Raw genomic sequence first — 21,675 nt, 5'->3', positions numbered from 1 at the left:
TTCGACGGTTCCAGTCCAGTTGACAGACACTCCGAGCGAATGAACCGCTCATGCCCAACAGTTTCTCTCGACTCGCTTGCGAGTGCCTTTTCCCGCGTGCCTGAGTTTCCTTATAAATCCCGCTTCGCCTTTAAGGATGGAATGCGGCGCCCTCATGTCGGCTAGACCGTCGTCGTTGCTGAACGTCTGGCGCGAGTACCGCGATACCTTTCCCCTTGAAGTCATTCAACCATGCGCCGCTCGCATTCCGAGCGGCGAGATGACGCAACTGCCATGTCTTCGGCAATTCGCGCTCCTGACGCCATCCTATGAGCGCGCATTCACGCAAGCGCTTTCAAAAGCCACCCAGAACCCTACGCGCTAAACGAAGCGGAATCGCGTTGGAAAATCTCACTGTCGAAGACTAATTGAGTAACTGCACAAATCCCTCGTGTCACGCATCAGCGAGGATGTGTTTCTCTATCTCGCGGTGATTTGCGATAAAAAGTCTTCTAACAAATCTTACGTCAGTACGAGCACGAGATTTCTAAGGCAGAGTTGCAATTGAGCTTGCACGAAACTCGAGTGGCGCGTTCTTCCAATGCATGGAGGGACATCGACGCGAAGCATCCGAACAGGTCGCGAGACTCGGGCGGCGGCATTGGCCGAACGTCACGATCGTGTCCTGCCTGCGATACCTATATCCGGACAGCGAGTTCCGCCTGCAGGCGCGGTTTCTCCGTCACCTCCGGCTTGAAAAGCGCTTTGCCACTATCCCTCCACTTTACGGAGAGATGTTCCCATGATCCATGTGATTCTCCTATTGAGCGCCAAAGAGCAGTATCTATCCCATGCAGCATCGCTTTCAGAAGTTGCATGACACGGTAACTCGGCGTAAAGGCGTCGAGTGCTTCTAACACTGTTGATCTGAACTTTCAGGAGTCTCATCATGAAGCTTAAGGACAAGGTTGCATTCGTGACAGGTGGAACATCGGGTATCGGCCTCGAGAGTGCTCGACTGTTCCGCGCAGAAGGAGCCAGGGTTGCAGTGGTGGGCTCTAATACAGAGAGACTGTCGGCAGCCGGGAAGGAGCTCGGCGACGATGTCCTCCTGATCAACGCGGATGTGCGGAAGGTAGAGGAAATCGAGCGCGCGGTCAGAGAGGCCGTTGATAAGTTCGGCCGCCTCGATGTCGTGTTCGCAAACGCAGGCGCGAGCACCGTGGCACCACTCGAAGCAGTGACGCCCGAGTACTTCAATGACAACGTCGCGTTGAATCTTGCTGGTACGTTCTTCACGATACAGAAGACGGCACCTCACATTTCAGAAGGTGGAAGCATCGTCGTCACGACTTCCTTTCTCACCGCGATCGGCAAGCCCGGCCTGTCTGTGCTGGGAGCGATGAAGGCGGGAGCGCGCTCTCTGGTTCGCACGCTTGGAGCCGAGCTCGCTCCACGCGGCATCCGCGTGAACGCGGTCAGCCCGGGCGCAATCGCCACGCCGTTCTTCGGCAAGATCGGCCTGAACGAGGAGCAGCTTTCGGCAGTCGCTGCCGGCCTGCAAGAACAGATTCCGATGAAGCGATTCGGCAACGCAACCGAATTGGCGAAGGCAGTTCTGTACCTGGCGAGCGATGACTCTTCTTACGTTACCGGAACTGAGCTGGTTGTCGACGGAGGCCTGACGGAGTTCTGAGCGCAGCGCCTCTTCTTCCTGCAGTGCGGGGAGAAGAGGCCATCGCGAAGCCCTGGGTTGTCATCGCTGCGATTGCCCAAATCGTCCCAATGAGTCTCTTAGCTTCGGCGCTGCGAAGTCCAGGAAGCGTCGAAGCTTCAGCGGCATCACGTTCCGGGAGACGTGCAACAGATGCACCGGGATCGGGCTTACCTCGTATTGAGGAAGCAGAACGACCAGCCTCCCGGAGCGAAGATCCTTGTCCGCATCATGCTCGAGAACCAGCGTGACGCCTATCCCGGCGGCAGCGGCGTCAGTCGCTGCGTCGGGAGCCAACACCTCCAGCCGCGGCTCCACTGCAAGCGTTGTCGCCTCCGTGCCCGGCGATAGCCGGAATCGCCACGGCCACAGATAAGGGCTATTGAAAATAACCGACGGCATGGTAATCAAGTCCTGTGGCGTATTCGGCGTGCCGCACTTATCGAGTAATGATGGACTCGCACACAAGACGGCCCGCAAAGCACCCACCCGCGTTGCGACCATGCTGCTATCGGGTAAAGGGCCGATGCGCACGGCCAGGTCGGCGTGCACGTCGACCAGGTCCACGTTGCGGTCCGACTGAAGAAGCTTGATCCTGATCTGAGGATATTCAGTCAGGAATTCCTCAATGATGGGTAGTAAATGTAGCCGACCGAATCGCACCGGGGTTGCGACCACGAGCTCGCCACGGGGCGTGGTGAATTCCCCTTTTGCCTCGCGTTCAAGGGCGTCTACCTGCTCCAGAATAGCCCTTGCAGCTGCGACGAAGGCAATGCCCGTGTCCGTCAGAGTGAGCTTGCGCGTGGTCCGGATCAGAAGCTTGGTTCCGAGCAGTTCCTCGAGATCCGTGATCTTGCGTGTGAGCGTGGAGACCGGCGTATTTTGAGCGCGTGCCGCGGCGGATAAGCTTCCTGTTTCCGCAGCCGAGATAAGCAGAGCCATCGCTTCCAGGCGGTCCACGATGATAACTCCAGTGATCGTTATTTTCCGGCATTCTACTTGCTTTAACAGTCCCGGGCACGCTCCCATATGCCTCGATCCTGGCTTAAGAAACGCGGGCGGACGAACCCGGAGATGATGCACCCGCAAGATGCGAATTCCGCTTCAGGCGCAGCCAATCGCTCGCATAATGGACGCGAGCTGTCCACCTGCCCGCAACGCCTCGTACATACGACTCGTCGGCGTGCGCCCGTTGAACATCCGGTCTCCCGCCCGGCGCGTTCGTCAGCCGCGATACCTTCGAGAAGGTGACGCGGGCCTCGAACACCATGAAGGCCACCTCTACACTCGCATTCGAGCAAATGCCGCCGACGCTGCTGACATCGGCGGCTTCGATTGCACCTTATGGATTACGCCTTTTGAGGGTGCACGACCGGGAAGTCGACTTCGGTGCCGGCAACCGTATTGACGTAGTTCGTCCAGATGTTGAGCGCCACGTTCAGCACGATCTCGATCACGGCACCGTCGCTGTAGCCTGCGGCCTTGACAGCCTTCAGATCGGCATCCGACACACGGCCGCGTGCGTCCGTCACCTGCTTGGCGAACCGCACCGCCGCAGCAGCCTTCGGATCGTTCGAACCGCCATTGCGATTCGCGGTCATTTCTGCGTCGTCGAGTTTCGCGACATTCTTCCCGAGATACGTGTGCGCCGACAAGCAGTAGTCACATGCGTTGATTTCGGCCACGGTCAGTGCGATACGCTCGCGGGTCTGGGCCGGCAGTTCACCTTTGCCGAGAGCGCCCATCAGGTTCAGATAGCCTTCAAGCGCCGCCGGACTATTGCCAACCATGCGAAACAGATTCGGCACGACGCCGAGTTGCTTGTTGACCGCTTCCAGCAGGTCGTGAGATCCGGCCGGCGCGTCAGCGATCGTTGCGGGGGTATGAATACGTGAAGTCATGATAAAGCTCCTTGGAAAATGTGTTGCACCGAGCAACTGAAGGTCATACTACGGAGTTCACGATTCAAAGAGAATCCCTTAGTATCGGGCATCTTTCTTCCAAAAAGCGAGAGGACAATGGATCGACTGGACGCGATGTCCATCCTGATCGAAGTGGTGGACGCAGGCAGCCTCTCGGGCGCATCGTCGGCTCGATATTCCTCTGGCGACAGTCAGCCGCAAGGTTGCGGAACTGGAGGCGCATCTGAAGACACGTCTGCTGAACCGGACCACACGTCAGCTCTCCCTGACCGAGGCAGGCACGGCTTACGTCGCGTCCTGTCGCCGTATCCTCGAGGAGATCGGAGAAGTCGAACGGGCTGCGAGCGGTGAATACGCGGCACCGAGAGGATCGCTCGTCATCACGGCACCCGTCGTCTTCGGACGGCTGCACGTCGTTCCGGTTCTGGCCGACTTCCTTGTGCACTATCCCGAGATCGACGCGCGCCTCTTTCTGACGGATCGAAACACGCATCTGCTCGATGAACATATCGACGTGGCAGTGCGTGTCGGATCTCTGCCCGACAGTGCGCTGGTGGCCGTGAATGTTGGCTGGGTGCGCCTCGTTACCTGTGCGAGCCCCGGTTATCTGACGGATCGCGGCACGCCCGCCACGCCGGAAGAACTCACCGGGCATGCATGCATCGCCTTCGAGGGACTCACATCGACTCGTGCCTGGAACTTTCCTGCTGGAAAACTTGAAAATCCGGTGCAGATCCGTCCACGCCTCGTGACGAACACCGCGGAGTCCGCGGTCGATACCGCGGCATTCGGGCTCGGCGTGACACGCGTCTTGTCCTATCAAGCCGCAGCGGCCTTAAGTGACGGGAAGCTGAAGCTGGTGCTGGAAGCGTTCGAACCGCCACCGCTTCCCATCAGCCTGGTCCATGCCGGACAATTGCCTGTGCCGCTCAAGCTGAGAGCATTTTTCGATTTCGCGCGCCCGCGACTCCAGGCTCGCTTGTCCGCGCTCTGACTATGGGTGGCGTATATGACGAGTAACGATGCCGCGACGGACGCATCTGCGAACTCTTTCGCAGCTCCGAACCGATTCCCGCCAAGGCGCCATTTGAATCAACTAGGTTTCGCGCGTCGCGGGCGGCAAGCTAAAGCAAAAAACGGCGCCGCACAGCTCACTTGATTGAGCGCCCGATTCAACCCATGCATTCGAGCCGGCAGTCAGGTGGCCTCCATGCGCTTCGACGATCGATCGACAAATCGCAAGTCCCATTCCCATACCGCTCGCCTTGCTCGTATGAAAGGCATCGAATATAGGCTCCATGTCTTCGACTGGAATTCCGGGCCCGTTGTCACGTACCACGCCGCAGACAAACCCGGCTCGGTCGACACGGCTTTCGATCCACAGTGTACGTACCCGCCCGACGATGTTCGACACCGCCTCAATGCTGTTCATCATCAAGTTCAAGACCAACTGCTGCAGCTGAATTCGATCTCCGTACACGCCCGGCAGCGGATCCGCGAGGTGCAGATTCAGTTGTATGGATTGTCTGATTGCCTCCGCGCGGACGAACCTCGTGACGACGCGAATCACGTCATTCAAATCCAGTAGTTCTTTTGGAGGCGTCGTCTTGTGAACAAGTGCACTCGTGCGATCGATGACATCGCTCGCGCGTCGTGTGTCTCTCACGATTCGCGAAGCGGTTTTCCGCAGCTTTGAAAGTTCGGGATTCTCATGCTCCAGCTGACGCAGCAGGAGATTTGCGTTATTCATGAGACCCGTCATCGGCTGCTTGACCTCATGCGCCACCGACGCCGCAAGCTGTCCCATCATGGCGACGCGATTGCCATGCTCAAGACCGATGCGCATCATCCGCAACGCCTCTTCGTTACGTTTGCGGTCGGTCAGATCCAGCACGAATGAAATCCCTTCATCGGATTCCTCTTTCGCCCCGGCGAACACAACCAGCACGGGCGCCCGGCTTCCATCCTTGCGGATGTATTCCTTTTCGTACGCACCCGCTTGTCCGCTGTCTGCCGAACCGGCCGTTGTCCAGGCACCGATGTGCTCGACATGTTGATCCGGTGTCAGGGTCTGCCAATTCAATCGACCAGCGCAAAGATCGTCGCGGTCGTATCCCACGATCCTGAGAAACGCATCGTTCGCGTCGATGATGAGCCCATCCCGGTGCCAGAACGTGACCCCAACGATGTTCGCGTCCACCAGCCTTCTGATCTTTGCCTCACGCCTGGCCAGGTCCAGATAAAGGCGGCTGTTATCCAGGGCCACTGCCGCCTGCGAGGCGAGAAACCGCAGGATGCCGATCTGCGCAGACGTGAATATATCCTGGACGTGATTGTTTTCCAGATATAGAAAACCCAGCAGCTTTCCCTGGTTGATCATGGGCAAGCAGAGTATGGAGCGACTGCCGCTGTCGCGCAGATAGGGATCGCCGGCGAGCGACAGGTCGGCCCGCGCGTCACGCACGACCATCGTCTCGCGCAGTCGGGTTACCGTGAGCAGCACGCTGAGAGGCAGTTCCTTCGACGTCACTGGCCTGTCATTCTGATTGATGCGCACCCTGCCATTGTCGATCGTCGCGTCCGCGACAATCCGCTGCTCCTGGCCCTGCTCCAGGACGAGAACGCTCCGCTCTGCTCCCGCTCGCTCCATCACGGTTCGCAAGAGCACGTCGATCAGTCGTCCGGATATCATTTCCCGCGACACGGCCTGCGAGACTTTCAGCACCGTCGCCAGATCCAGATGCTCGATCGACGTCTGGATGGTACTGGTCGAGTCGTGCATTGCGAGTCCGTCGGGCCTGCGGATCACGTGCTCGAGCAACTGGCGGGCCTTCCCGTGCGCGCCCCAGCGCAGATAACACTCCGTCGCGCTGTGCAGATACGCCTGTGCCACGGTGTGCAAGCCTTGCTTCAGGCAGAATCCGGCAGCACGTTCGTACGCCAGCGCCTCTACATAAAGAAGGCGGTCACGACCAGCGCGCGCAATGGCTTCTTCGTAAAGTTGCAGCACATCCAGCCCGCGGCCTTGCGCGCGGGCAATCTCGGCTGTGGTGAGGGCGACCCGGCTGGCGAAGGTCGTCGGACAATGCTCCACCCAGCGGAGCAGTTGAGCATGGTGAGCCAGAAGTCGGGCAACGCAACGCCGGGCCCGGTCTGGCGCGACTTGCTCGCATCGCATCGCCCACGCCAGCGCGCCATAAAAATAATATTCGGCGTGTTCGAACTGAGTCGGCGTAGTCCATAGAACAGGTCGTATCCTTCTGATGGAGCGAATCGCTGACGGGATATCGCCGGCGAAGACACTGCCCTGAAGACGACGTATCCAGTAATAGCACGCAGGCAACGCGAGCTGAGGCTGATCCTTTGCGCGTTGCTCGAACCCGCTTTCGTTGAACTCCGCTTCGATCATGCGCGCATCCTTGGCCGATCCGCGTAGAAATCGGACAAGGGCACGTTGTGCGTGAATGACGTCGACGATAAAGCCGAACTGTGCCCTTCGCGCGAACTCCAGATTGCGCTCTGCCTCCTGCTCCACTTCTTCAAGAGCATCACTCCGGGCAATCCGATGTGCCAGGCTGTCGGCACAGGCGTAACTGGCAAAAGAGATATCGCCTGTGCGCATCGCGGCATCGAATGCCTGCCTGATATAGCCCAGGGAGAGATCGAGCGGACGCGACCAGTGGGCGATGTGCACCCCGAACACGAGATAGACGCGGGCGCGGAATCGGTCGAGCCCAAGGCGGTCGACCAGATTCAGACCGAGAGCGCCGAAGCGAAAACCCGCCTGATAGTCATTGAAGTACGAGCCGAGAATGCTGCCCAGCCAGGCATAGGCAAGCGAAGATCCATGCGTGTTGCCATAGGCGAAACTCAGGGTGGCCATGCGCACGACCGTCAGCCGGAACAGATTCGAGTTCGTGAACAGGGCAGGCGTCGTGAGGACCGTCAGCACATTCATCGTTGCGCTACGTTCCTCGCTTTGCATGAAGGGTAGCCCCGATAGCGCTTCTATCGGTTGCTGTTCGATCTGTTTCCAGATATCGCCGTATGCGTTCGCCACGTCGTCCGCGGTGGGCGCCGACGACCAGTTTTCACCCGTCTGACGCAAGTATTCCAGACCAGCCGCGACCGCGTGACCGCTTTGATCGAGGATGGTGAAGAGGTTGATGCGCGCGCACGCGACCGCGGCGGCATCGACGAGCGTTCGCGCGCGCGGTACGAGAGCGGCCAGTTTCGTCTCCGCCAGACTCATCTCGCCGGCGAGATACAGGCTCTCCGCCTCGTTGAGTTCGAGATCGAATACAAGCGGGTAGCAGTTTTCCCAGGCACGCTCTGGCAGCAGGGCGCGACCCGTCGCGTAATACTGCGCGGCGGTCTCATAGGCAGCGGACGCCTTTGCCCGATCGCCTGCAATCAGCTCCAGGCGCGCGACCTGCTCGCGCTCGGATGGCTCGCTGATCAACTGCACGCCGTGCCCGAACTGGTTCACGATTTCGAAGATGCTTTCCCTCAGCGACTCGGCCGTCGCGCGGGTTGCCAATGCCCGCCCCATCGTCAGATGCGTCGACGCTCGCGCGTCCTCAGGAATGAGTGCATATGCGGCTTCTCGAATACGATCGTGGAGAAAGGTATATGTTTCGGGAGATTCGTGCAGCAGTCCCGCCCGCACCGCCACCGAGAGCGCCGCGCGCCAATCGGTCTCCGGCTGCGACTGTGTAAGAGCGAAGTCCAGCGTGGATACCACGCTCCCCAGACAGGCCAGCTCACCGAGCGCACGGCGGGTCGCCAGTGGCAATCTCCTGAGTTTGGCGGCCATGAGGTCCGCGACGTTGTCGGTGAAACCCTGACCGCGGAGCCCCGGAAGATCCCACTTCCAGATCGACGTGTCAGCGTCGAACGCCAGCAGCCCCTGCTCCGCGAGCGCCGTGACGAACTGAATCGAAAAGAACGGATTCCCCGCCGTCTTTTCGAAAATCAACGCCGCCAGCGACGCAACCGCGCCCGATGGCATGTGCAGCGTGTCCATGAGCAGACGTGTGATATCGACCTTGCGCAGCGGCGCGAGCTCGATCTCTTTCACGCCATCGCCGAGGCGGCGCAGACGGGCCAATCGTGTCTCGAGCGGATGCCCCGGCCCGACCTCGTTGTCGCGATAGGCCCCGACGATCAGCAGATGACGTACGTCCGCATGCGTGATCAGATGTTCGATGAGATCGAGCGTACCGGTATCGAGCCACTGGAGATCGTCGAGAAAGAGCGTGAGCGGATGCTCGGGCCGGGCGAAGACGCCGAGAAAGCGGCGCAGCACCATCTGGAACCGGGCCTGCTGATCTTGCGATGGCACCTCAGGCGGCACGGGCTGTTCACCCATGATGACGGCCAGGTTTGGCACGATCGTCGTCATCAGTTGCCCATTCTGGCCGACGGCGTCCTGAAGCGCGGTGCGCCATCGCGACATTTCATCGTCGCTCTTGCCGAGCAATTGCGAAATCAGGCTTTGAAGCGCCTGCGCGATCGTGGCGTACGGGATGCCGCGTTTGTACTCGTCGAACTTGCCCGATGCGAACAATCCCCGCGGCGGCACGAGCGATTTGTGCAGCTCATTGACGACCGACGACTTACCAATTCCCGAGTATCCGGAGACCAGCACGAGCTTCGGCGAACCGGCCGACACGACATGATCGAAGGCGGCATGCAGCGTGCGGAGGTCGGTTTCTCTTCCGTAGAGTTTTTCCGGGATGAATAGCCGGCTCGGCGTATCTCGCGCACCTAGCGGAAACGTTTCGATGTCGAATGGCGAGTAAGCACCCACGTGGCAGCGTCGGAGATCGCGCTCGAGACCGGCCGCGGTCTGATACCGGTCCTCTGCCGCCTTGGCGAGCAGCTTCTGCACAATGCGCGCGATTTGAGACGGCACGTCGATATGCTTCTCAAGAGGAATCGGATTACGCGCAACGTGACAATGCACCCATTCCATCGGCTCGTCTGCTGCGAATGGCAGCACACCCGTAAGCATCTGATAGAACACGATGCCCAAGGAATAAAGATCGCTGCGCGTATCGACAGAACGGTTCATGTGGCCCGTTTGCTCGGGCGCCATATAGGCGAGCGTTCCGTCGATCGTCTCTGGAGGCACGAACGGCTGACGCTCCCGCGGATTGAGCGTCGCGAGTCCGAGACCTCTTAGCCGAACCGACTTGTCGGTTGTGTTGACGAGAATATGCGCAGGTTTGAGGTCCTTGTGAACGAGACCGGACTGGTGAAGTTTGCTGACCGCCGATGCAATGCCGATCGCAACTTCAAGAAAATGATCAGGCTTAAAGGGCTTAACGAGGAGATTATCGAGAGGCTTACCGCTGAAATCCTCAAAGAAAAGCGTGGTTGCTTCGCCTTGCCAGGCCAGTTCGAGCGGCATCACGGCCCAGGAGCGATCAAGCGAATCTCTCAAACCAAACTCATGCGACATCCGCTTGAGAATGTGAGCGGTGGGTGGCTCTCTCGCCGGACGCATGCCCAAAACGGTCGTCAGGCGCCCGCCGGCAGACTCACGCTCCGTTCGGAAAAATACATGGTCGCCGTCTTGGGTCAGGACTTCGAGGTTGCTACCCATGAGAGCACCCCCCGAAACTCGTTAGCAAATGCGAAGGTTCGTCATGAACATCTGCCGAAAGCAGTCACGCACGAAGCACCGAGGCCTGGCGCGGAAAATACTAACTTAGCACGAGTACGGACAAGCATGCGTTGCTGGCTTGCACAGCGATGAATATCTTCGAGAAACGATTCGTCGATATCGCTTGCCCACATGCTGGGAGTAGCGAACAAACGATCAAATCGATGTCATCGATTTCCCGATTACGATTTCAGCAAATCCTTCACGCCCGAAATATCGCTAATTGCTTTGGAAAGCAGAGCCGCTGAAGGCCGACATGGCGGAAATTAGAATGACGGAAGTCCGACACCAAAGGCAGCAATTTTCCGAAATATGCTTCAGGGCCTGTGTGGCTCTGACATTTTGGCGTCAGCGGAAATGCGGGCCAGTATGGAGATTCAACACCCCGTCCGCGTCCGGGGTGACAGGCGACCGACCAGCAACGAGCCAATCCATGATGGCCGAAACGAAGTATTCCTTCGATCCCGATCAAAGAACAGCGGTATCGCGGCGTGACGATCGCAACGGCGCGAAGTACCACAGGGCTGCCGCGCTCTGAACGACGATCAAAACGGTCCAGATCGCCTGATGAGCGACCTCCGGCCAACGGCCGCCATCCAGCGACCAACGGCCGAGCGCCAGACCGATCGCCGCCTGGGCGACGAACACCGTGGCGAAAAGCACCAGATTGAACGTGGTATTGACTCTGCCGATCAAATGGGAGGGAAACATATCAGCCAGGACCGAGTAAGTCAGAACGCCCGTTCCGCCAAGCGCGCCATACGCCGCCCATATGAAAGTCTCGGGAAGCGCGACACGAAGGGTCAGCAGAATCTGGACGATGATGAAGAGCAACATCGTCACGCCGGAGAACCAGCGCACGCTGATCCCGCGCCGCTTCAGCGATTCAGCCAACGCTCCGAAGCCGATATTGCCAACAATGAAGCCCGCACCGAGCACCGATACAAGTGTCGCGACTCGCGCACTGTCGTGCTCCGCGCCTTGCGGAACGACATCGCGGAGAAATGGGCTCACCCACAAGGATTGCATGGTGAAAAAGACGGCAAGCGTCATCGCGGATAGTGTCGCGGTGTGCCAGAACTTGAGGCTTCCAAGGACGTGCCAGGTGCCTCGAAATTGTTCGAGCATTCCCACCCTTGCGCCACTCCGTTCAGACCCGGGGCCGGCCAACAGAATGATTGCGGAAACACAGACCGTGGCAGCAGCGATCCAGAAGCTCAACGTCCTCCACGACGCCAAGGTCAGAAGCCAGGCCAGGGGCGCTCCAATGACAACGCCTCCAAGGGCGCCGATCGCCATCACAAGGCCGTTCATCAGCGTCAGTCGCGCGCTCGAGAAATGTTGAGCGGTAGCCTTGAAAGCGCCGCCAAGACACACCGACGAACCCACGCCTATCAGGAATCTGGCGATCATCAGGGACATGAGGCTTTGCGAGATTCCGAAGATCAGAGACCCGAAGCCCGCCACCAGCAGTACGTAGGCGGTTACGCGTCGAGGGCCGAAGCGGTCGAGGAGGACGCCACCCGGAATCTGGGCCCCGGCGAATCCAAGGAAGTAGACGCTAGTCAGCACGCCAAGGTCGGTCGCCGTCAGCTTCACGTCGCTGAGAAGAAATGGAGCGAATCCGAGATTCACGCCTCGAAACAGATACGAGAAAAAGTAGCCTAGTGTGAATACGGCAAACGTGCGGAGTTGGAGGGAAGTCATCCGTCTGATTATGGTCCGGGGTTAGGTAACGAAAAGCGGTCCGCGCAAGCGTTCCTGGTTGGCACGTAAAGCCGCTTACAAGTGCCTGACGTTCAGCTCTATCGGGGCATGTGCATTGTCGATTATATTCACACTCCAGAATAGGGTATTCTTGATCTACGTTTGTCTTGTGACCGAGCCTGAACGGCACTTCCTGGATCCGGCAGACGGCGCTTGTGACGTCGGGCGTGCCACGATTGCGAAACCGATACTTTGGTCCAATTGCAAGCGGCTTCGCTTTGTGACGTAATCGTGAGGCTGTCGTCCGCCATGCGGTCCTCGTTCGTAAGCCGTCGAGGCCGCGGCATTTCGTCGATAGGGACAGGAGCTTCACCATGAAAGCCATCCATCTCACCGCCTATGGCGAGCCCGCCGAAGTGGTGAAGCTTGTCGACGTGCCGGATGTCGGGGCGCCTGCTCCGGACGAAATCGTGATTGACGTTGAGGCGGCTCCCGTCGAACCGTCGGATCTCTACATGATTGCCGGCGTCTACGGCAACCTCCCTTCGCTTCCCCATGCTCTCGGCATTCAAGGGGTCGGTCGGGTCTCAGCGGTGGGCCGGGACGTCAAACGTCTCAAGGAAGGTGACCGCGTAGTCACTCCGCCTTTTGCCCCGTCGTGGGTCGAACGACTCAAGACGAACGCGCCTTATCTACGTCCGCTGCCGAACGCCGATGTCAATCAGTTGGCGATGATCGGCTGCAACCCGGCGACAGCCTATTTGCTGCTGACCGAATTCGTCGAACTGAATCGCGGCGACTGGATTATCTGTAACGCGGCCAACTCATCGGTTGGACGCTCGATCATTCCGCTTGCAAAAGCGCGCGGCGTCAGGACGATCTGCGTGGTGCGCCGACCAGAACTCATCGCCGAGATGAAGGCGCTGGGCGCGGATGTGGCTCTGGTCGACGGACCGGACCTGCCACAACGCGTAGCAATCGAGTCTGACAAGGCGCCCCATCGCGCTCGCACTGGATGGCGTCGGAGACTCTGCAACGCAGAACCTGCTCGATTGTCTGCCCTTGTACGGCACGCTTCTGATATATAGCGGGATGAGCGGTCAGACTGCAAAGGTGTTCAGTCCCTTCCTGATTTTCAAGAGCCAGTCGATTCGAGGATTCTGGATCTTCAATTGGTTCCGGACGCCCGACACGAAGAAGGTCGAGGCCATGTTCGACGAGTTGGCCTCGCTGGTGTCGGACGGAACGCTTTCATTGCCCGTCACTGCCGAATTCGGCTTCGATCGGGTTCAGGAGGCTATTGCGGTCGCGTCGAACTATAACGGCAAAGCCATCTTGAAACCGTAGGACAGCCTGCGCCAGTCGCTTAGTCGCTTAGTCGCTTAGTCGCTTAGTCGCTTAGTCGCTTAGTCGCTCCTACAATACCCCCAGCTCACGTGGAAAGCGCGTCAAGAGTTCGTATCCGTCATTCGTGACAAGCGCCATGTCTCCCAGTGCGGCGCCGGCGAGATCGGGAACGAAAACGTTCGGATGCAGTTCGAACAATTGGTTGCGTTCGAGCCGGACCTCGCCCCGATACGATGGCTCGTTTTCATAGCGCTGTGGGAACGGCATGGCGCCTTGTGGAAGCGGGTCGTCATAGGCGTACCCGAGCGCATGTCCGTAGCGAAACTCGAATGTATCGATCTGCGGGTATCTTTGCTCTCGAATAGCTTTTGCCGCTGCCTGAAGCGTCCCGATCTCCACACCGGGTTTCATTTGTTCGAGCATCGCCTGATGCATCGCGGACACCGCATCGTACGCCTGCTGTTGAGCACGAGTCGGTGCACCCAGATTGGCCATGCGGATTCCATGGCCCCAACAACCCTCGAACAACACCATCAGGCCGACGAGATACTGATCTCCTGTTTGCGGAACGTTTCTGGTCTCGGCGAGCAGGGAGCGAGAGTAGTCTGCCGCGGGCCTGGACGTGAGCCACGTCGATGCATAGTCACAGCCGGCATGGAGCGCCTGACATTGCAGGTCCGCCCTGATCTGGAATACCGGCTTGCCGCTCCGTGCAGATCGAAATGCGCTGTCGAACAGCCCGTCGCAAATCCGTGCGGCTTCCCGATGCGTATCAATCTCCGCGTCGCTCCGCACGACGCGCAGGCAGTCTACCCCTGCCTCGAAATCGACGAGCTCATGGCCGTGCCACGTTGCCCGTACTCGTTCCCAGAACGGCTGTGGTGTTTCGGCCCGGCCAATGTAGGCAATCTTTCCTCCGGCGCGCGCGTTTGCCAGTACTTGCCTGGCCACCTCGTCAGCGAACACATTCGGCTTGACGAAGCGCACCTCCAGATCCGGCGCATAGTGCCGACCAAATTGCTCCAGGAAAATGTTCGGAACGAATACCGTGGGCTTCGCATCGGGTACCAGCACGATCGCCGAGGGATAGATGCCGCTATCCCAATCGGTCAGATAGCGCGCATACGCGTGAGAGCGCGTCGCGATGCCCGCTGCGCTGCCCTGAGCGTAGATGACGAGAACATCCGCCTGCGCGTCTCCGAGTTTCTCCACGACGCGTTGGCGCCGCGTCAGGGTGATCGTGGATACCGTTGGTCGTGTCATGTCAGTCCTTGACGACTTCAGCAACGATCTTCTTGTCGTCCTTGAATTGATACACGGTGACCGCTGCGCGGGTAAGGTCCCCGTGCGGATCAAAGGAAATATCGCCAGTGACACCGTCGAACTTCGTGGCCGGCATGGCCGCGAGAATCTTGGCGCGGTCAGTGGAATTCGAACGTTTCATGGCGTCCACGATGATGTACACGGCGTCGTACGCGAACGGGGCGTAGGCATTGATCGGCACCTTGAACCGGTCGACAAAGCGCTTTTCGAACTCCGCTCCACGCGGCATGCGGCTCAAAGGCATTCCCGCCTCCGAACACACCAGATTGACGATCGCATTTCCAGCGAGCGAAGTCATCTTGTCGGTACAGGCACCGTCGCCCGCGAGTATCGGAGCGTTGATACCGAGGTTCGCCGCCTGCTTGACGAGTGGTCCGGCAGTCGCGTCCGAGCCGCCATACATGATGACGTCCGGACGCGTGCCTTTGATCCTGGTCAGGACGCCGCGGAAGTCTGTCGCCTTGTCGGTGGTCGCCTCATGCGCGACAACCGATCCCCCACTCGCTGCCACGGCCTTCGAAAACGCTTGCGCAAGGCCTTGACCGTATGCGGTGGAATCGTCGATCACGGCAACGCGCTTGGCGCGCAGCGACTGTATGGCGTATCGCGCCAGCGCCGGTCCCTGCATTGCATCGGTTGCGACCAGACGATAGGTGGTCTTGTAGCCTTGTTGCGTGTAGGCGGGATTGGTGGTGGCCGGACTCACCTGAACCACGCCCGCATCGCTGTAAATCCGCGACGCCGGGATCGATACGCCTGAATTGATATCTCCGACGATAGCGACCACGCCGTCATCCACGAGCTTCTGCGCAACCTGAGTTCCGGTGCGGGGATCCGCCGCATCGTCCTGCGACTCGAGTTTGAGCGTCACCTGCTTTCCGCCGATCAGCAGTCCCTGCGCATTGATTTCATCGACCGCCATTTGCGCCGCGTTCTCGCTGTCCTTGCCGATCGCGGCCAGTTGACCCGTGAGAGGTGCCGCGTGCCCAATGATGACCGTTGCGTCCGCCGCCGCGTGGGCGCCATGCGACGCGCCAAGGATACCCGACGCGAACGTCACGGACAGACACGCGTTCAAGCACTTCACCAAGACGTGTTTCACCTTGCAGCCCTTAGAAAGATGAAGAACCGTACTTCGACCGGGCAGCGGCCGGCATCCAGCCTCTAGCCGTGTGCGCCTCCCGGCAGACTGTCTTCGATCGCCGACTTGCCCAGCCCGCACTGCCTGAGAAGCGACTCGATGCTGCGTCCGACCGCCAACACGCTCGCGTCGGCCATGGACGTCCCGACGATCGATACCCCCACCGGCAATGCGCCCTCTCGATGACACGGCAGCGTGAGCGCGCACCCGTCCATGAGATTCACGATGCCGGGATTGCGCAGGACGCGGGCGTTCGTGGAGAAAAAAGCATCATCGTCCTCGAGTAGCGGCTCCGCCAGCGGTGCGACAGTCGCTACGGTTGGCATTATCCACGCGTCAAAATCAGAGAGACGGCGCTGCGATGCGCCAATAAAAAACTCCCGCGTCTTCAGAAGTTCGATGTAGTCGGCGGCAAGGAGATGTTCGCCCTTCCGAATGCGCGCCAGAACCCGCGGGTCATAGAGATGAGCGCTCTCCTTGATATGATGCCGGTGCCATCCCCACGCTTGCGCGGCCGTAATTCCGGCCTGAGGAGCAAGTGCGAGGACTTCATTCAATTCGGGAAAATCGAACGCCACGATCGACACGCCCGCATCAATGAGCCGACGAATGACTTCGTAGAAGGCCGCGTGCGTTTGATCATCTGTCTCGTCGACCACGCCTCCAAAAAGTACGCCAATCCGCAGCGACTCCAGGGCACGCGGCGAAGTGTCGAGGACGTGAGACGAGATGACACTGTCCGCGGCGACACAACAGTCGACGCTTTGCGCAATCGCGCCGACCGAATCGAACGCGGCAGCAAGCGGCAACACACCGTCCAATGGAACACGACGCGCGGTTGGCTTGAACGCCGTCAAGCCGCAGAAAGCGGCAGGGATCCGCAACGAACCGCCCGTGTCGGTGCCCAGACTCCAGGCTACGTGACCAAGCGCCACTGAAACGGCTGCGCCCGAACTCGAGCCGCCCGCGACACGTCGCGGATCACTCGGATTACGCGCGGTTCCGCAATATGGATTCAGGCCGAGTCCCGAATAGGCGAACTCGCTCATGTTCGTTCTTCCCACAAATACCGCACCGGCGTCTCGAAGGCGGGATATCACGACTGCGTCACGCGTGGCCGGCCGAGCCTCTCGCAATACACGCGACCCCGCCGATGTCACTTCTCCCTTGACGTCGAACAAGTCCTTGATCGAGACCGGCAGCCCGGCGATCGACGAGGGCACATAGCCCCGATCACGCAGCGCGTCGCTCGTCTTAGCGGCCTTACGAGCGGACTCGCGATTCACGCTCACATAGACCGCATCATGATCACGCCTGTCCCGCGCAATTCTTTCCAGCGAATCATCGAGCAAGCCAGACGCAGTGACGTGACCCGATGAAAGCACGTTCTGGAGTGCTTTTATCATCTATGTTCCCGTCATTCTACATGCGCAAGTGCATTGACCGCATAGGTATGCCTGAGGGTGCGCTGCAGGATCGGGTCGAACAGCTCCATCTCGAAGCGAATCGACGACGTGAATGCTCTTAGCAGCGGTTGAGTCCCGCAGAAAATAACCGTGCCCGGACGCACGAGCCGGGTTGCGCTGACCTGATCCAGGACCTCGTCCGCAGATAACAATCGAGCCAGCTCCCCTTGCTGGTAGAGCATCCGCTCACCTTGTTCGTCGATGCACCAACTTCGTGCGACTATGTCGTCCCAGTGTCCTGCAACTTCGTCGTAGCGCCATACCGATGAGCCCAAGGGTTTCGCGCACATCTGTTTCGAGACCACCAGGTCATAGCTCTCGGTTTTCCGGTCAGTGTGGTCGGAGCCGATGCCTACCAGCAGCCCATGATCCTCGTCGTACAACAAGACCGCCTCGACTTCCCCTGACGAGTGATCGCCCACCACATCGATTGTCTCGTTCAGGGTGACAAGCGACGGGGAGAGCTCATGAAAGCCGGGAATTCTGGAGGGACGCCTCACGCCGATCGCCACCAGTTCTTCGATGTGGCGCTCGACCTCCTCGGCGCTTCGACCACACCAGCTGGCAATCACCAGGCGGGTCGCCTTGAAGAAAACTTCGGGGCCATCCTGTATCGAGAATCGATGCGTGGACATGATCGGTAGGACAGAAGGTGGCGATGAGAACAGTTTTTCCTCAAGACGCGCCGGGTGTCCAACAAATAAATCTTGATGGCTACCCATACTTTTTCTTGTTGGCGTGCAGCTGGTCCGACGATATGGCTCGTCAGACGCTAAAATAAGCGCTCCTTCAGGGTTCATCGCTTGCGAGTCGTGCGGAATGAATGTCCGTTTCCTCGAGACGTTTGTATGGTTAGCACGGCTTCGGAACTTCCGGCTGACGGCCGAACGGATGCACGCGACTCAGGCCGCCATCTCCAGCCGAATTTCCGCACTCGAATTGGAACTGGGCGTGAAGCTCTTTGAACGAGGGCCGCGCGATATCACGCTCACACAGGACGGAACAAAAGCACTACCGTACGCGGAGCAAATCGTTCAAATTTCTCGGACCATGCTGGAAAGCGTGGGGGACAGGAAGAAAATCGGTGGCATCCTGCGTCTGGGCGCGATCGAAGTCGTCATCCATACGTGGCTTTTGGAACTGCTCAAGCGCATTCGTGAGGAGTATCCAAGCCTGACGCTCGAACTGACCAGTGATACGTCGGCCAATCTCTCGGCCCAGGTTTCAAGCGGACATCTGGACGCCGCGCTGCTAAGCACACCGGTCAACGGCGCGGACGTGGATAACGCCATGCTCGGTAGTTTCCCGATGTCCTGGATCGGCAGTCCAGGCTTGGGAATTTCGACGCAAATACTGACGGAGGCGCAGCTTGCTGCGTTTCAGATCGTCAGCTTTCCCAGACATTCAAGACCCCATGCCTACATCACGGGGCTGTTTTCAGCCGCCGGCGAGAACCAGGTGCAAATCAACTGCTTCTCATCGGCAGCGGCGATCAGCAAGCTTGTCGTAGACGGCTTCGGGATCGCCGCGGTACCGACCGCCTTCGTGCAACACGAGATCGAGAACGGTCAGCTTCATGTCCTGCAGGTCGCCCATCGGATCCCCACTTTCCCGATCGTGGTCTCCTACCGTCGAAGCCCCGACAGTTTCCTGCCCGAATCGATCGCACGATTGGCCCGCGCCATCATGATCGATTTCAGCCTTCAACACGGCCCCGCGTACGCGCTCGTTCCAGAGGGCGACAGCAGTGCATCCGGCAACGACATATCCGCTTCGCTCTGAACACGGTGCTCAGGCGCGTTGACTCGAGCCGGACGAATCGATCAGACGAATGCAGCGCTCGATGGCGATGTCGCTGCAAAACGGTCCTGAGTTATCGACACAGTTGCGTAGCATCACGACGGCCTGTTCATCGGATCCATGGCACGAACCGTGGGCAATACCTTCGTGCAATTGTTGGCCATCTTCGATTCTGTTCCACTGACGTTGAGCGAAGCCTCGCGAGTTGGCCAAAGCTTTCGCTCCTGCCTGCCATCGACCGCTCGAACCGAATTTAGCTGGCCAGGTACGGTTGGTGGTTGAATCGGAATCCGCTTTCCATGCGCCCTTCAAGCGAGGCGTGTGATTCCAGTGCGTGAGCGAATCGAATCTTTGAACCGAAGATGGGAAACTTCCGCGATGAGTAAAGTTGCCGATGACCTGGTGGTAAGCCGTGCCCTGCTTGATTTGATATTTCCCATGGCCGCCGTTGCGCGGCGTGATCAGCTAGCGTCGTTCAAAACGGGCGGCCCCGTCCGCCGCCGTTCGACATCGAGAAAGCCCCCCGCTCACGTCGCCCCAAGCTCGCGCGACATTCATGTGGCGATCATTGAACGCATCACATCGTGCACGATGACCGTCCGCTGGAGCGACCCCATGACCGGGCGGTACGACGAGCAGATATGGCGAACGGCAAAGGCGCGATGGCCGTCGTTCTGTTCGCTGACAGGCCTTCCGATTCACCCTCGCGACGAGGTCTTCAAGCCTGTCTCGCAGGGAAAGATTCCCTTCAACTGCAATCAGATGATCCTGGTCTCCGAGGCACGACGCTTCCTCGGCGAGCCAGTGAAGGTCTCATCCTTTGCCACGCAGAGTTGACTGCGGGGCGGCTCACCGGCGCCCGGCCAGCGTACGACGTGAAGGTTCGCGGCGTACCACGGACGGGCAGATGCCGAGCCCTGACTCACTCCGCGCGCTCAGCCAACCGGTTCAGATAAGCGCGGTCCTCTTCAGACAGCGCTTGCAACCACGCTGATTCGGCGCCGGGCTGGGGTAACACTTGCCCGTACTCGATCATGTCCGATGGGGGTAATTCGGACAGGTAAATCCAGACGTATCTGGAATCGAGGCCTGTAACTTGTCGAACCGAGCCGAGAATATCGCCGAGGAGCTTAACTTTCTGATCGGTGGTCCGTCCGGATCGGATATGTCCATGCACGAAGACCTGTTCGGAATCGACCGGCTTTCCACCCATAAAGTGAAATCGCTTCGGCGTCTCGTGGAAGAGGACCTGTGCGAAAAAACTTTGTGCTCCCGTCGCAAGACTATGAGCCCGAGTGATTTCATTCGCGAGCCGCGCCCGCGCTTTGTCGTCGAGCAAACCCTCTGTAGCCGACACATGGTAAGTAGGCATTGCTTCCGTCCCGATAGTGACGCTGTTAGCAAACAGGCGTGAATCTTCGATGCCCGTATGACTAGCCTATTAAATGGCCTAAGCAACGTCAAGCCGCCTCGTCGGTCTCATCCGATCCTGAGAACGGTCTTCCCGACGGCATGCCCCTGCGGGATTCGCTCCAACGCCTCGACTGCCTTCTCGAACGGCATGACCGACGACACTTCCACTTTGAGCGCGCCGCGGTTGATCAACGCCGCGAGATGCTGTAACCCCGAATGGTCCGGCTCGGCCACAAACGAAGCGGCTCTCACGCCTAGTGTGGCGGCTTCCGCCTGGATCTCTGAAATGTCCGGAAGCTTTCTCGCGCTGATCAGCAATCCGTCCCGGCGAAGCGCCTTGAGCATCGGAATGGTCGCGCTCCCTCCAGCCAACTCGATCACTACGTCTGCGTCGCGGATCTCGTCCGTGACGACAGAAGTCGTGTAGTCGATGAGTCGGTCCGCACCCAGCCCCCGCACGAAATCGTGCTTCTCTTTTCGCGCGACCGCGGTAACGTGTGCGCCTCGAGCCTTGGCGATCTGGACAGCAAGATGGCCCACGCCGCCCGCCGCCCCATTGACCAGAACTTTCGAACCCGGGCCAACGTCGGCAACGTCGACGAGCATCTGCCACGCCGTAAGACCCGCAAGCGCCACCGCGGATGCTCCCTCGAAACTGATGTTCGGAGGCTTCAAGGCGACTTGCCGCGACGGCACGGCGGCATACTCGGCGAATCCGCCGGCTGCGCGCGGGAAGCGTGGAAAACCAAAGACCTCATCGCCGACCTTGAAGCGATTCGTACCGAATCCGACTTCTTCCACGATGCCTGCGATGTCCCATCCCGGGATATGGGGCAACGACAGTGCGTTCATGTACCCCCGGCTCATCGCCGTGTGATAGTCGATCGGATTCACACCCACCGCTTTCACCCGGACGAGTACCTCGGTCGGCAGCAGAGTCGGCCGAGGCACATCAACAAGTTTCATGCTGTCGAGCGAGCCCCATTCTGTCTGCTGGATTGCCCGCATCGTTGGTCGTTCACTCATGGCCTTCTCCGGATATACACAGAATAGTTGCACGTGAACATCAACGACATGAAGATGTCGGACGCACTCCACCTGCAAAGCGCAAAGAATGCCTGCAACTTCTTCCAAATTCAAGCCATCTTCGCTTGAATGCAGTTACACACTTTCGAATATACGAACGCCGTACA

At 59.2% G+C, this 21,675-nt stretch carries 16 protein-coding genes and 1 pseudogene; 6 read left to right on the top strand and 11 right to left on the bottom strand.

Annotated elements, in window-relative coordinates; all coding sequences use genetic code 11:
- Positions 1-928 precede the first annotated feature (928 nt).
- Complete coding sequence (locus BRPE64_RS30850; protein ID WP_044044044.1) at positions 929-1,675, top strand: SDR family oxidoreductase; 747 nt, start codon at positions 929-931, stop codon at positions 1,673-1,675.
- 60 nt (positions 1,676-1,735) lie between these two features.
- On the opposite strand, the gene BRPE64_RS30845 is transcribed toward BRPE64_RS30850, so the two are convergent.
- The gene (locus tag BRPE64_RS30845; protein ID WP_044044303.1) at positions 1,736-2,653 is read right to left on the bottom strand and encodes a LysR family transcriptional regulator; all 918 of its coding nucleotides are present in this window, start codon (positions 2,651-2,653) and stop codon (positions 1,736-1,738) included.
- A 389-nt stretch (positions 2,654-3,042) separates the two neighbouring features.
- Positions 3,043-3,594 carry a carboxymuconolactone decarboxylase family protein gene (locus BRPE64_RS30840; RefSeq protein ID WP_044044042.1) on the bottom strand — a complete coding sequence of 184 codons (552 nt, stop codon included), beginning with the start codon at positions 3,592-3,594 and terminating at the stop codon, positions 3,043-3,045.
- Positions 3,595-3,711: 117 nt separating this feature from the next.
- Between BRPE64_RS30840 and BRPE64_RS30835 the strand changes: the two are divergent.
- Positions 3,712-4,609: pseudogene (locus BRPE64_RS30835) on the top strand (LysR family transcriptional regulator).
- 102 nt (positions 4,610-4,711) lie between these two features.
- Here BRPE64_RS30835 and BRPE64_RS30830 read toward each other — a convergent pair.
- A complete protein-coding gene (locus BRPE64_RS30830; RefSeq protein WP_016355601.1) occupies positions 4,712-10,225 on the bottom strand; it encodes an ATP-binding sensor histidine kinase in 5,514 nt (1,837 codons plus the stop codon).
- Positions 10,226-10,753: 528 nt separating this feature from the next.
- The gene (locus BRPE64_RS30825; protein ID WP_016355599.1) at positions 10,754-11,992 is read right to left on the bottom strand and encodes an MFS transporter; all 1,239 of its coding nucleotides are present in this window, start codon (positions 11,990-11,992) and stop codon (positions 10,754-10,756) included.
- Between the two features lie 374 nt (positions 11,993-12,366).
- Here BRPE64_RS30825 and BRPE64_RS30820 point away from each other — a divergent pair, with 374 nt between their 5' ends.
- Positions 12,367-13,080 (top strand): alcohol dehydrogenase catalytic domain-containing protein, encoded by a 714-nt coding sequence (locus BRPE64_RS30820; protein ID WP_016355598.1) that lies wholly within the window; start codon positions 12,367-12,369, stop codon positions 13,078-13,080.
- On the top strand, positions 12,977-13,339 hold the full coding sequence (locus BRPE64_RS33865; RefSeq protein WP_332444320.1) for a zinc-binding dehydrogenase: 363 nt from the start codon (positions 12,977-12,979) through the stop codon (positions 13,337-13,339). The genes BRPE64_RS30820 and BRPE64_RS33865 overlap by 104 nt, the downstream gene beginning before the upstream one ends.
- A gap of 69 nt (positions 13,340-13,408) precedes the next feature.
- Here BRPE64_RS33865 and BRPE64_RS30815 read toward each other — a convergent pair whose 3' ends face one another.
- The 4 genes from BRPE64_RS30815 to BRPE64_RS30800 form a co-directional block, all read right to left on the bottom strand.
- A complete protein-coding gene (locus tag BRPE64_RS30815; RefSeq protein ID WP_051180599.1) occupies positions 13,409-14,602 on the bottom strand; it encodes a M24 family metallopeptidase in 1,194 nt (397 codons plus the stop codon).
- A gap of 1 nt (position 14,603) precedes the next feature.
- Positions 14,604-15,722 carry a branched-chain amino acid ABC transporter substrate-binding protein gene (locus tag BRPE64_RS30810; RefSeq protein WP_016355595.1) on the bottom strand — a complete coding sequence of 373 codons (1,119 nt, stop codon included), beginning with the start codon at positions 15,720-15,722 and terminating at the stop codon, positions 14,604-14,606.
- A gap of 104 nt (positions 15,723-15,826) precedes the next feature.
- Positions 15,827-17,209 (bottom strand): amidase, encoded by a 1,383-nt coding sequence (locus BRPE64_RS30805; protein ID WP_016355594.1) that lies wholly within the window; start codon positions 17,207-17,209, stop codon positions 15,827-15,829.
- Between the two features lie 11 nt (positions 17,210-17,220).
- Positions 17,221-17,991: a DUF2848 family protein gene (locus BRPE64_RS30800; RefSeq protein ID WP_232519373.1), complete on the bottom strand. Its 771-nt coding sequence runs from the start codon at positions 17,989-17,991 to the stop codon at positions 17,221-17,223.
- Positions 17,992-18,088: 97 nt separating this feature from the next.
- Here BRPE64_RS30800 and BRPE64_RS30795 point away from each other — a divergent pair, with 97 nt between their 5' ends.
- The gene (locus tag BRPE64_RS30795; RefSeq protein WP_044044040.1) at positions 18,089-19,051 is read left to right on the top strand and encodes a LysR family transcriptional regulator; all 963 of its coding nucleotides are present in this window, start codon (positions 18,089-18,091) and stop codon (positions 19,049-19,051) included.
- A 9-nt stretch (positions 19,052-19,060) separates the two neighbouring features.
- Here BRPE64_RS30795 and BRPE64_RS32615 read toward each other — a convergent pair whose 3' ends face one another.
- Positions 19,061-19,381 carry a hypothetical protein gene (locus tag BRPE64_RS32615; RefSeq protein WP_144063606.1) on the bottom strand — a complete coding sequence of 107 codons (321 nt, stop codon included), beginning with the start codon at positions 19,379-19,381 and terminating at the stop codon, positions 19,061-19,063.
- A gap of 66 nt (positions 19,382-19,447) precedes the next feature.
- Between BRPE64_RS32615 and BRPE64_RS32610 the strand changes: the two genes are divergently transcribed.
- Positions 19,448-19,906 (top strand): DUF3331 domain-containing protein, encoded by a 459-nt coding sequence (locus BRPE64_RS32610; RefSeq protein WP_051180597.1) that lies wholly within the window; start codon positions 19,448-19,450, stop codon positions 19,904-19,906.
- Positions 19,907-19,991: 85 nt separating this feature from the next.
- Here the strand turns inward: BRPE64_RS32610 and BRPE64_RS30785 are convergent, their stop codons facing one another.
- Together BRPE64_RS30785 and BRPE64_RS30780 are read right to left on the bottom strand one after the other, a co-directional pair.
- Positions 19,992-20,441, bottom strand: a complete 450-nt coding sequence (locus BRPE64_RS30785; RefSeq protein WP_044044039.1) for a tautomerase family protein — start codon at positions 20,439-20,441, stop codon at positions 19,992-19,994.
- A gap of 107 nt (positions 20,442-20,548) precedes the next feature.
- On the bottom strand, positions 20,549-21,508 hold the full coding sequence (locus BRPE64_RS30780; RefSeq protein ID WP_232519372.1) for an NADP-dependent oxidoreductase: 960 nt from the start codon (positions 21,506-21,508) through the stop codon (positions 20,549-20,551).
- Positions 21,509-21,675: the final 167 nt, after the last annotated feature.

Origin of the sequence: Caballeronia insecticola (assembly GCF_000402035.1) — a bacterium.
In the GTDB taxonomy this organism is placed as follows: Bacteria; Pseudomonadota; Gammaproteobacteria; order Burkholderiales; family Burkholderiaceae; genus Caballeronia; species Caballeronia insecticola.
Note: the sequence above shows the minus strand (reverse complement) of the source record. Positions and strands in the feature narration are given on the sequence as shown.

What these genes read in the sequence shown, in the direction of transcription:
- BRPE64_RS30850 (WP_044044044.1), top strand. Translation starts at nt 929, where the DNA reads ATGAAGCTTAAGGACAAGGTTGCATTCGTGACAGGTGGAACATCGGGT.
- BRPE64_RS30840 (WP_044044042.1), bottom strand. Translation starts at nt 3,594, where the DNA reads ATGACTTCACGTATTCATACCCCCGCAACGATCGCTGACGCGCCGGCC.
- BRPE64_RS30830 (WP_016355601.1), bottom strand. Translation starts at nt 10,225, where the DNA reads ATGGGTAGCAACCTCGAAGTCCTGACCCAAGACGGCGACCATGTATTT.
- BRPE64_RS30825 (WP_016355599.1), bottom strand. Translation starts at nt 11,992, where the DNA reads ATGACTTCCCTCCAACTCCGCACGTTTGCCGTATTCACACTAGGCTAC.
- BRPE64_RS30820 (WP_016355598.1), top strand. Translation starts at nt 12,367, where the DNA reads ATGAAAGCCATCCATCTCACCGCCTATGGCGAGCCCGCCGAAGTGGTG.
- BRPE64_RS30815 (WP_051180599.1), bottom strand. Translation starts at nt 14,602, where the DNA reads ATGACACGACCAACGGTATCCACGATCACCCTGACGCGGCGCCAACGC.
- BRPE64_RS30805 (WP_016355594.1), bottom strand. Translation starts at nt 17,209, where the DNA reads ATGATAAAAGCACTCCAGAACGTGCTTTCATCGGGTCACGTCACTGCG.
- BRPE64_RS30800 (WP_232519373.1), bottom strand. Translation starts at nt 17,991, where the DNA reads ATGGGTAGCCATCAAGATTTATTTGTTGGACACCCGGCGCGTCTTGAG.
- BRPE64_RS30795 (WP_044044040.1), top strand. Translation starts at nt 18,089, where the DNA reads ATGAATGTCCGTTTCCTCGAGACGTTTGTATGGTTAGCACGGCTTCGG.
- BRPE64_RS32610 (WP_051180597.1), top strand. Translation starts at nt 19,448, where the DNA reads ATGAGTAAAGTTGCCGATGACCTGGTGGTAAGCCGTGCCCTGCTTGAT.
- BRPE64_RS30785 (WP_044044039.1), bottom strand. Translation starts at nt 20,441, where the DNA reads ATGCCTACTTACCATGTGTCGGCTACAGAGGGTTTGCTCGACGACAAA.
- BRPE64_RS30780 (WP_232519372.1), bottom strand. Translation starts at nt 21,508, where the DNA reads ATGAGTGAACGACCAACGATGCGGGCAATCCAGCAGACAGAATGGGGC.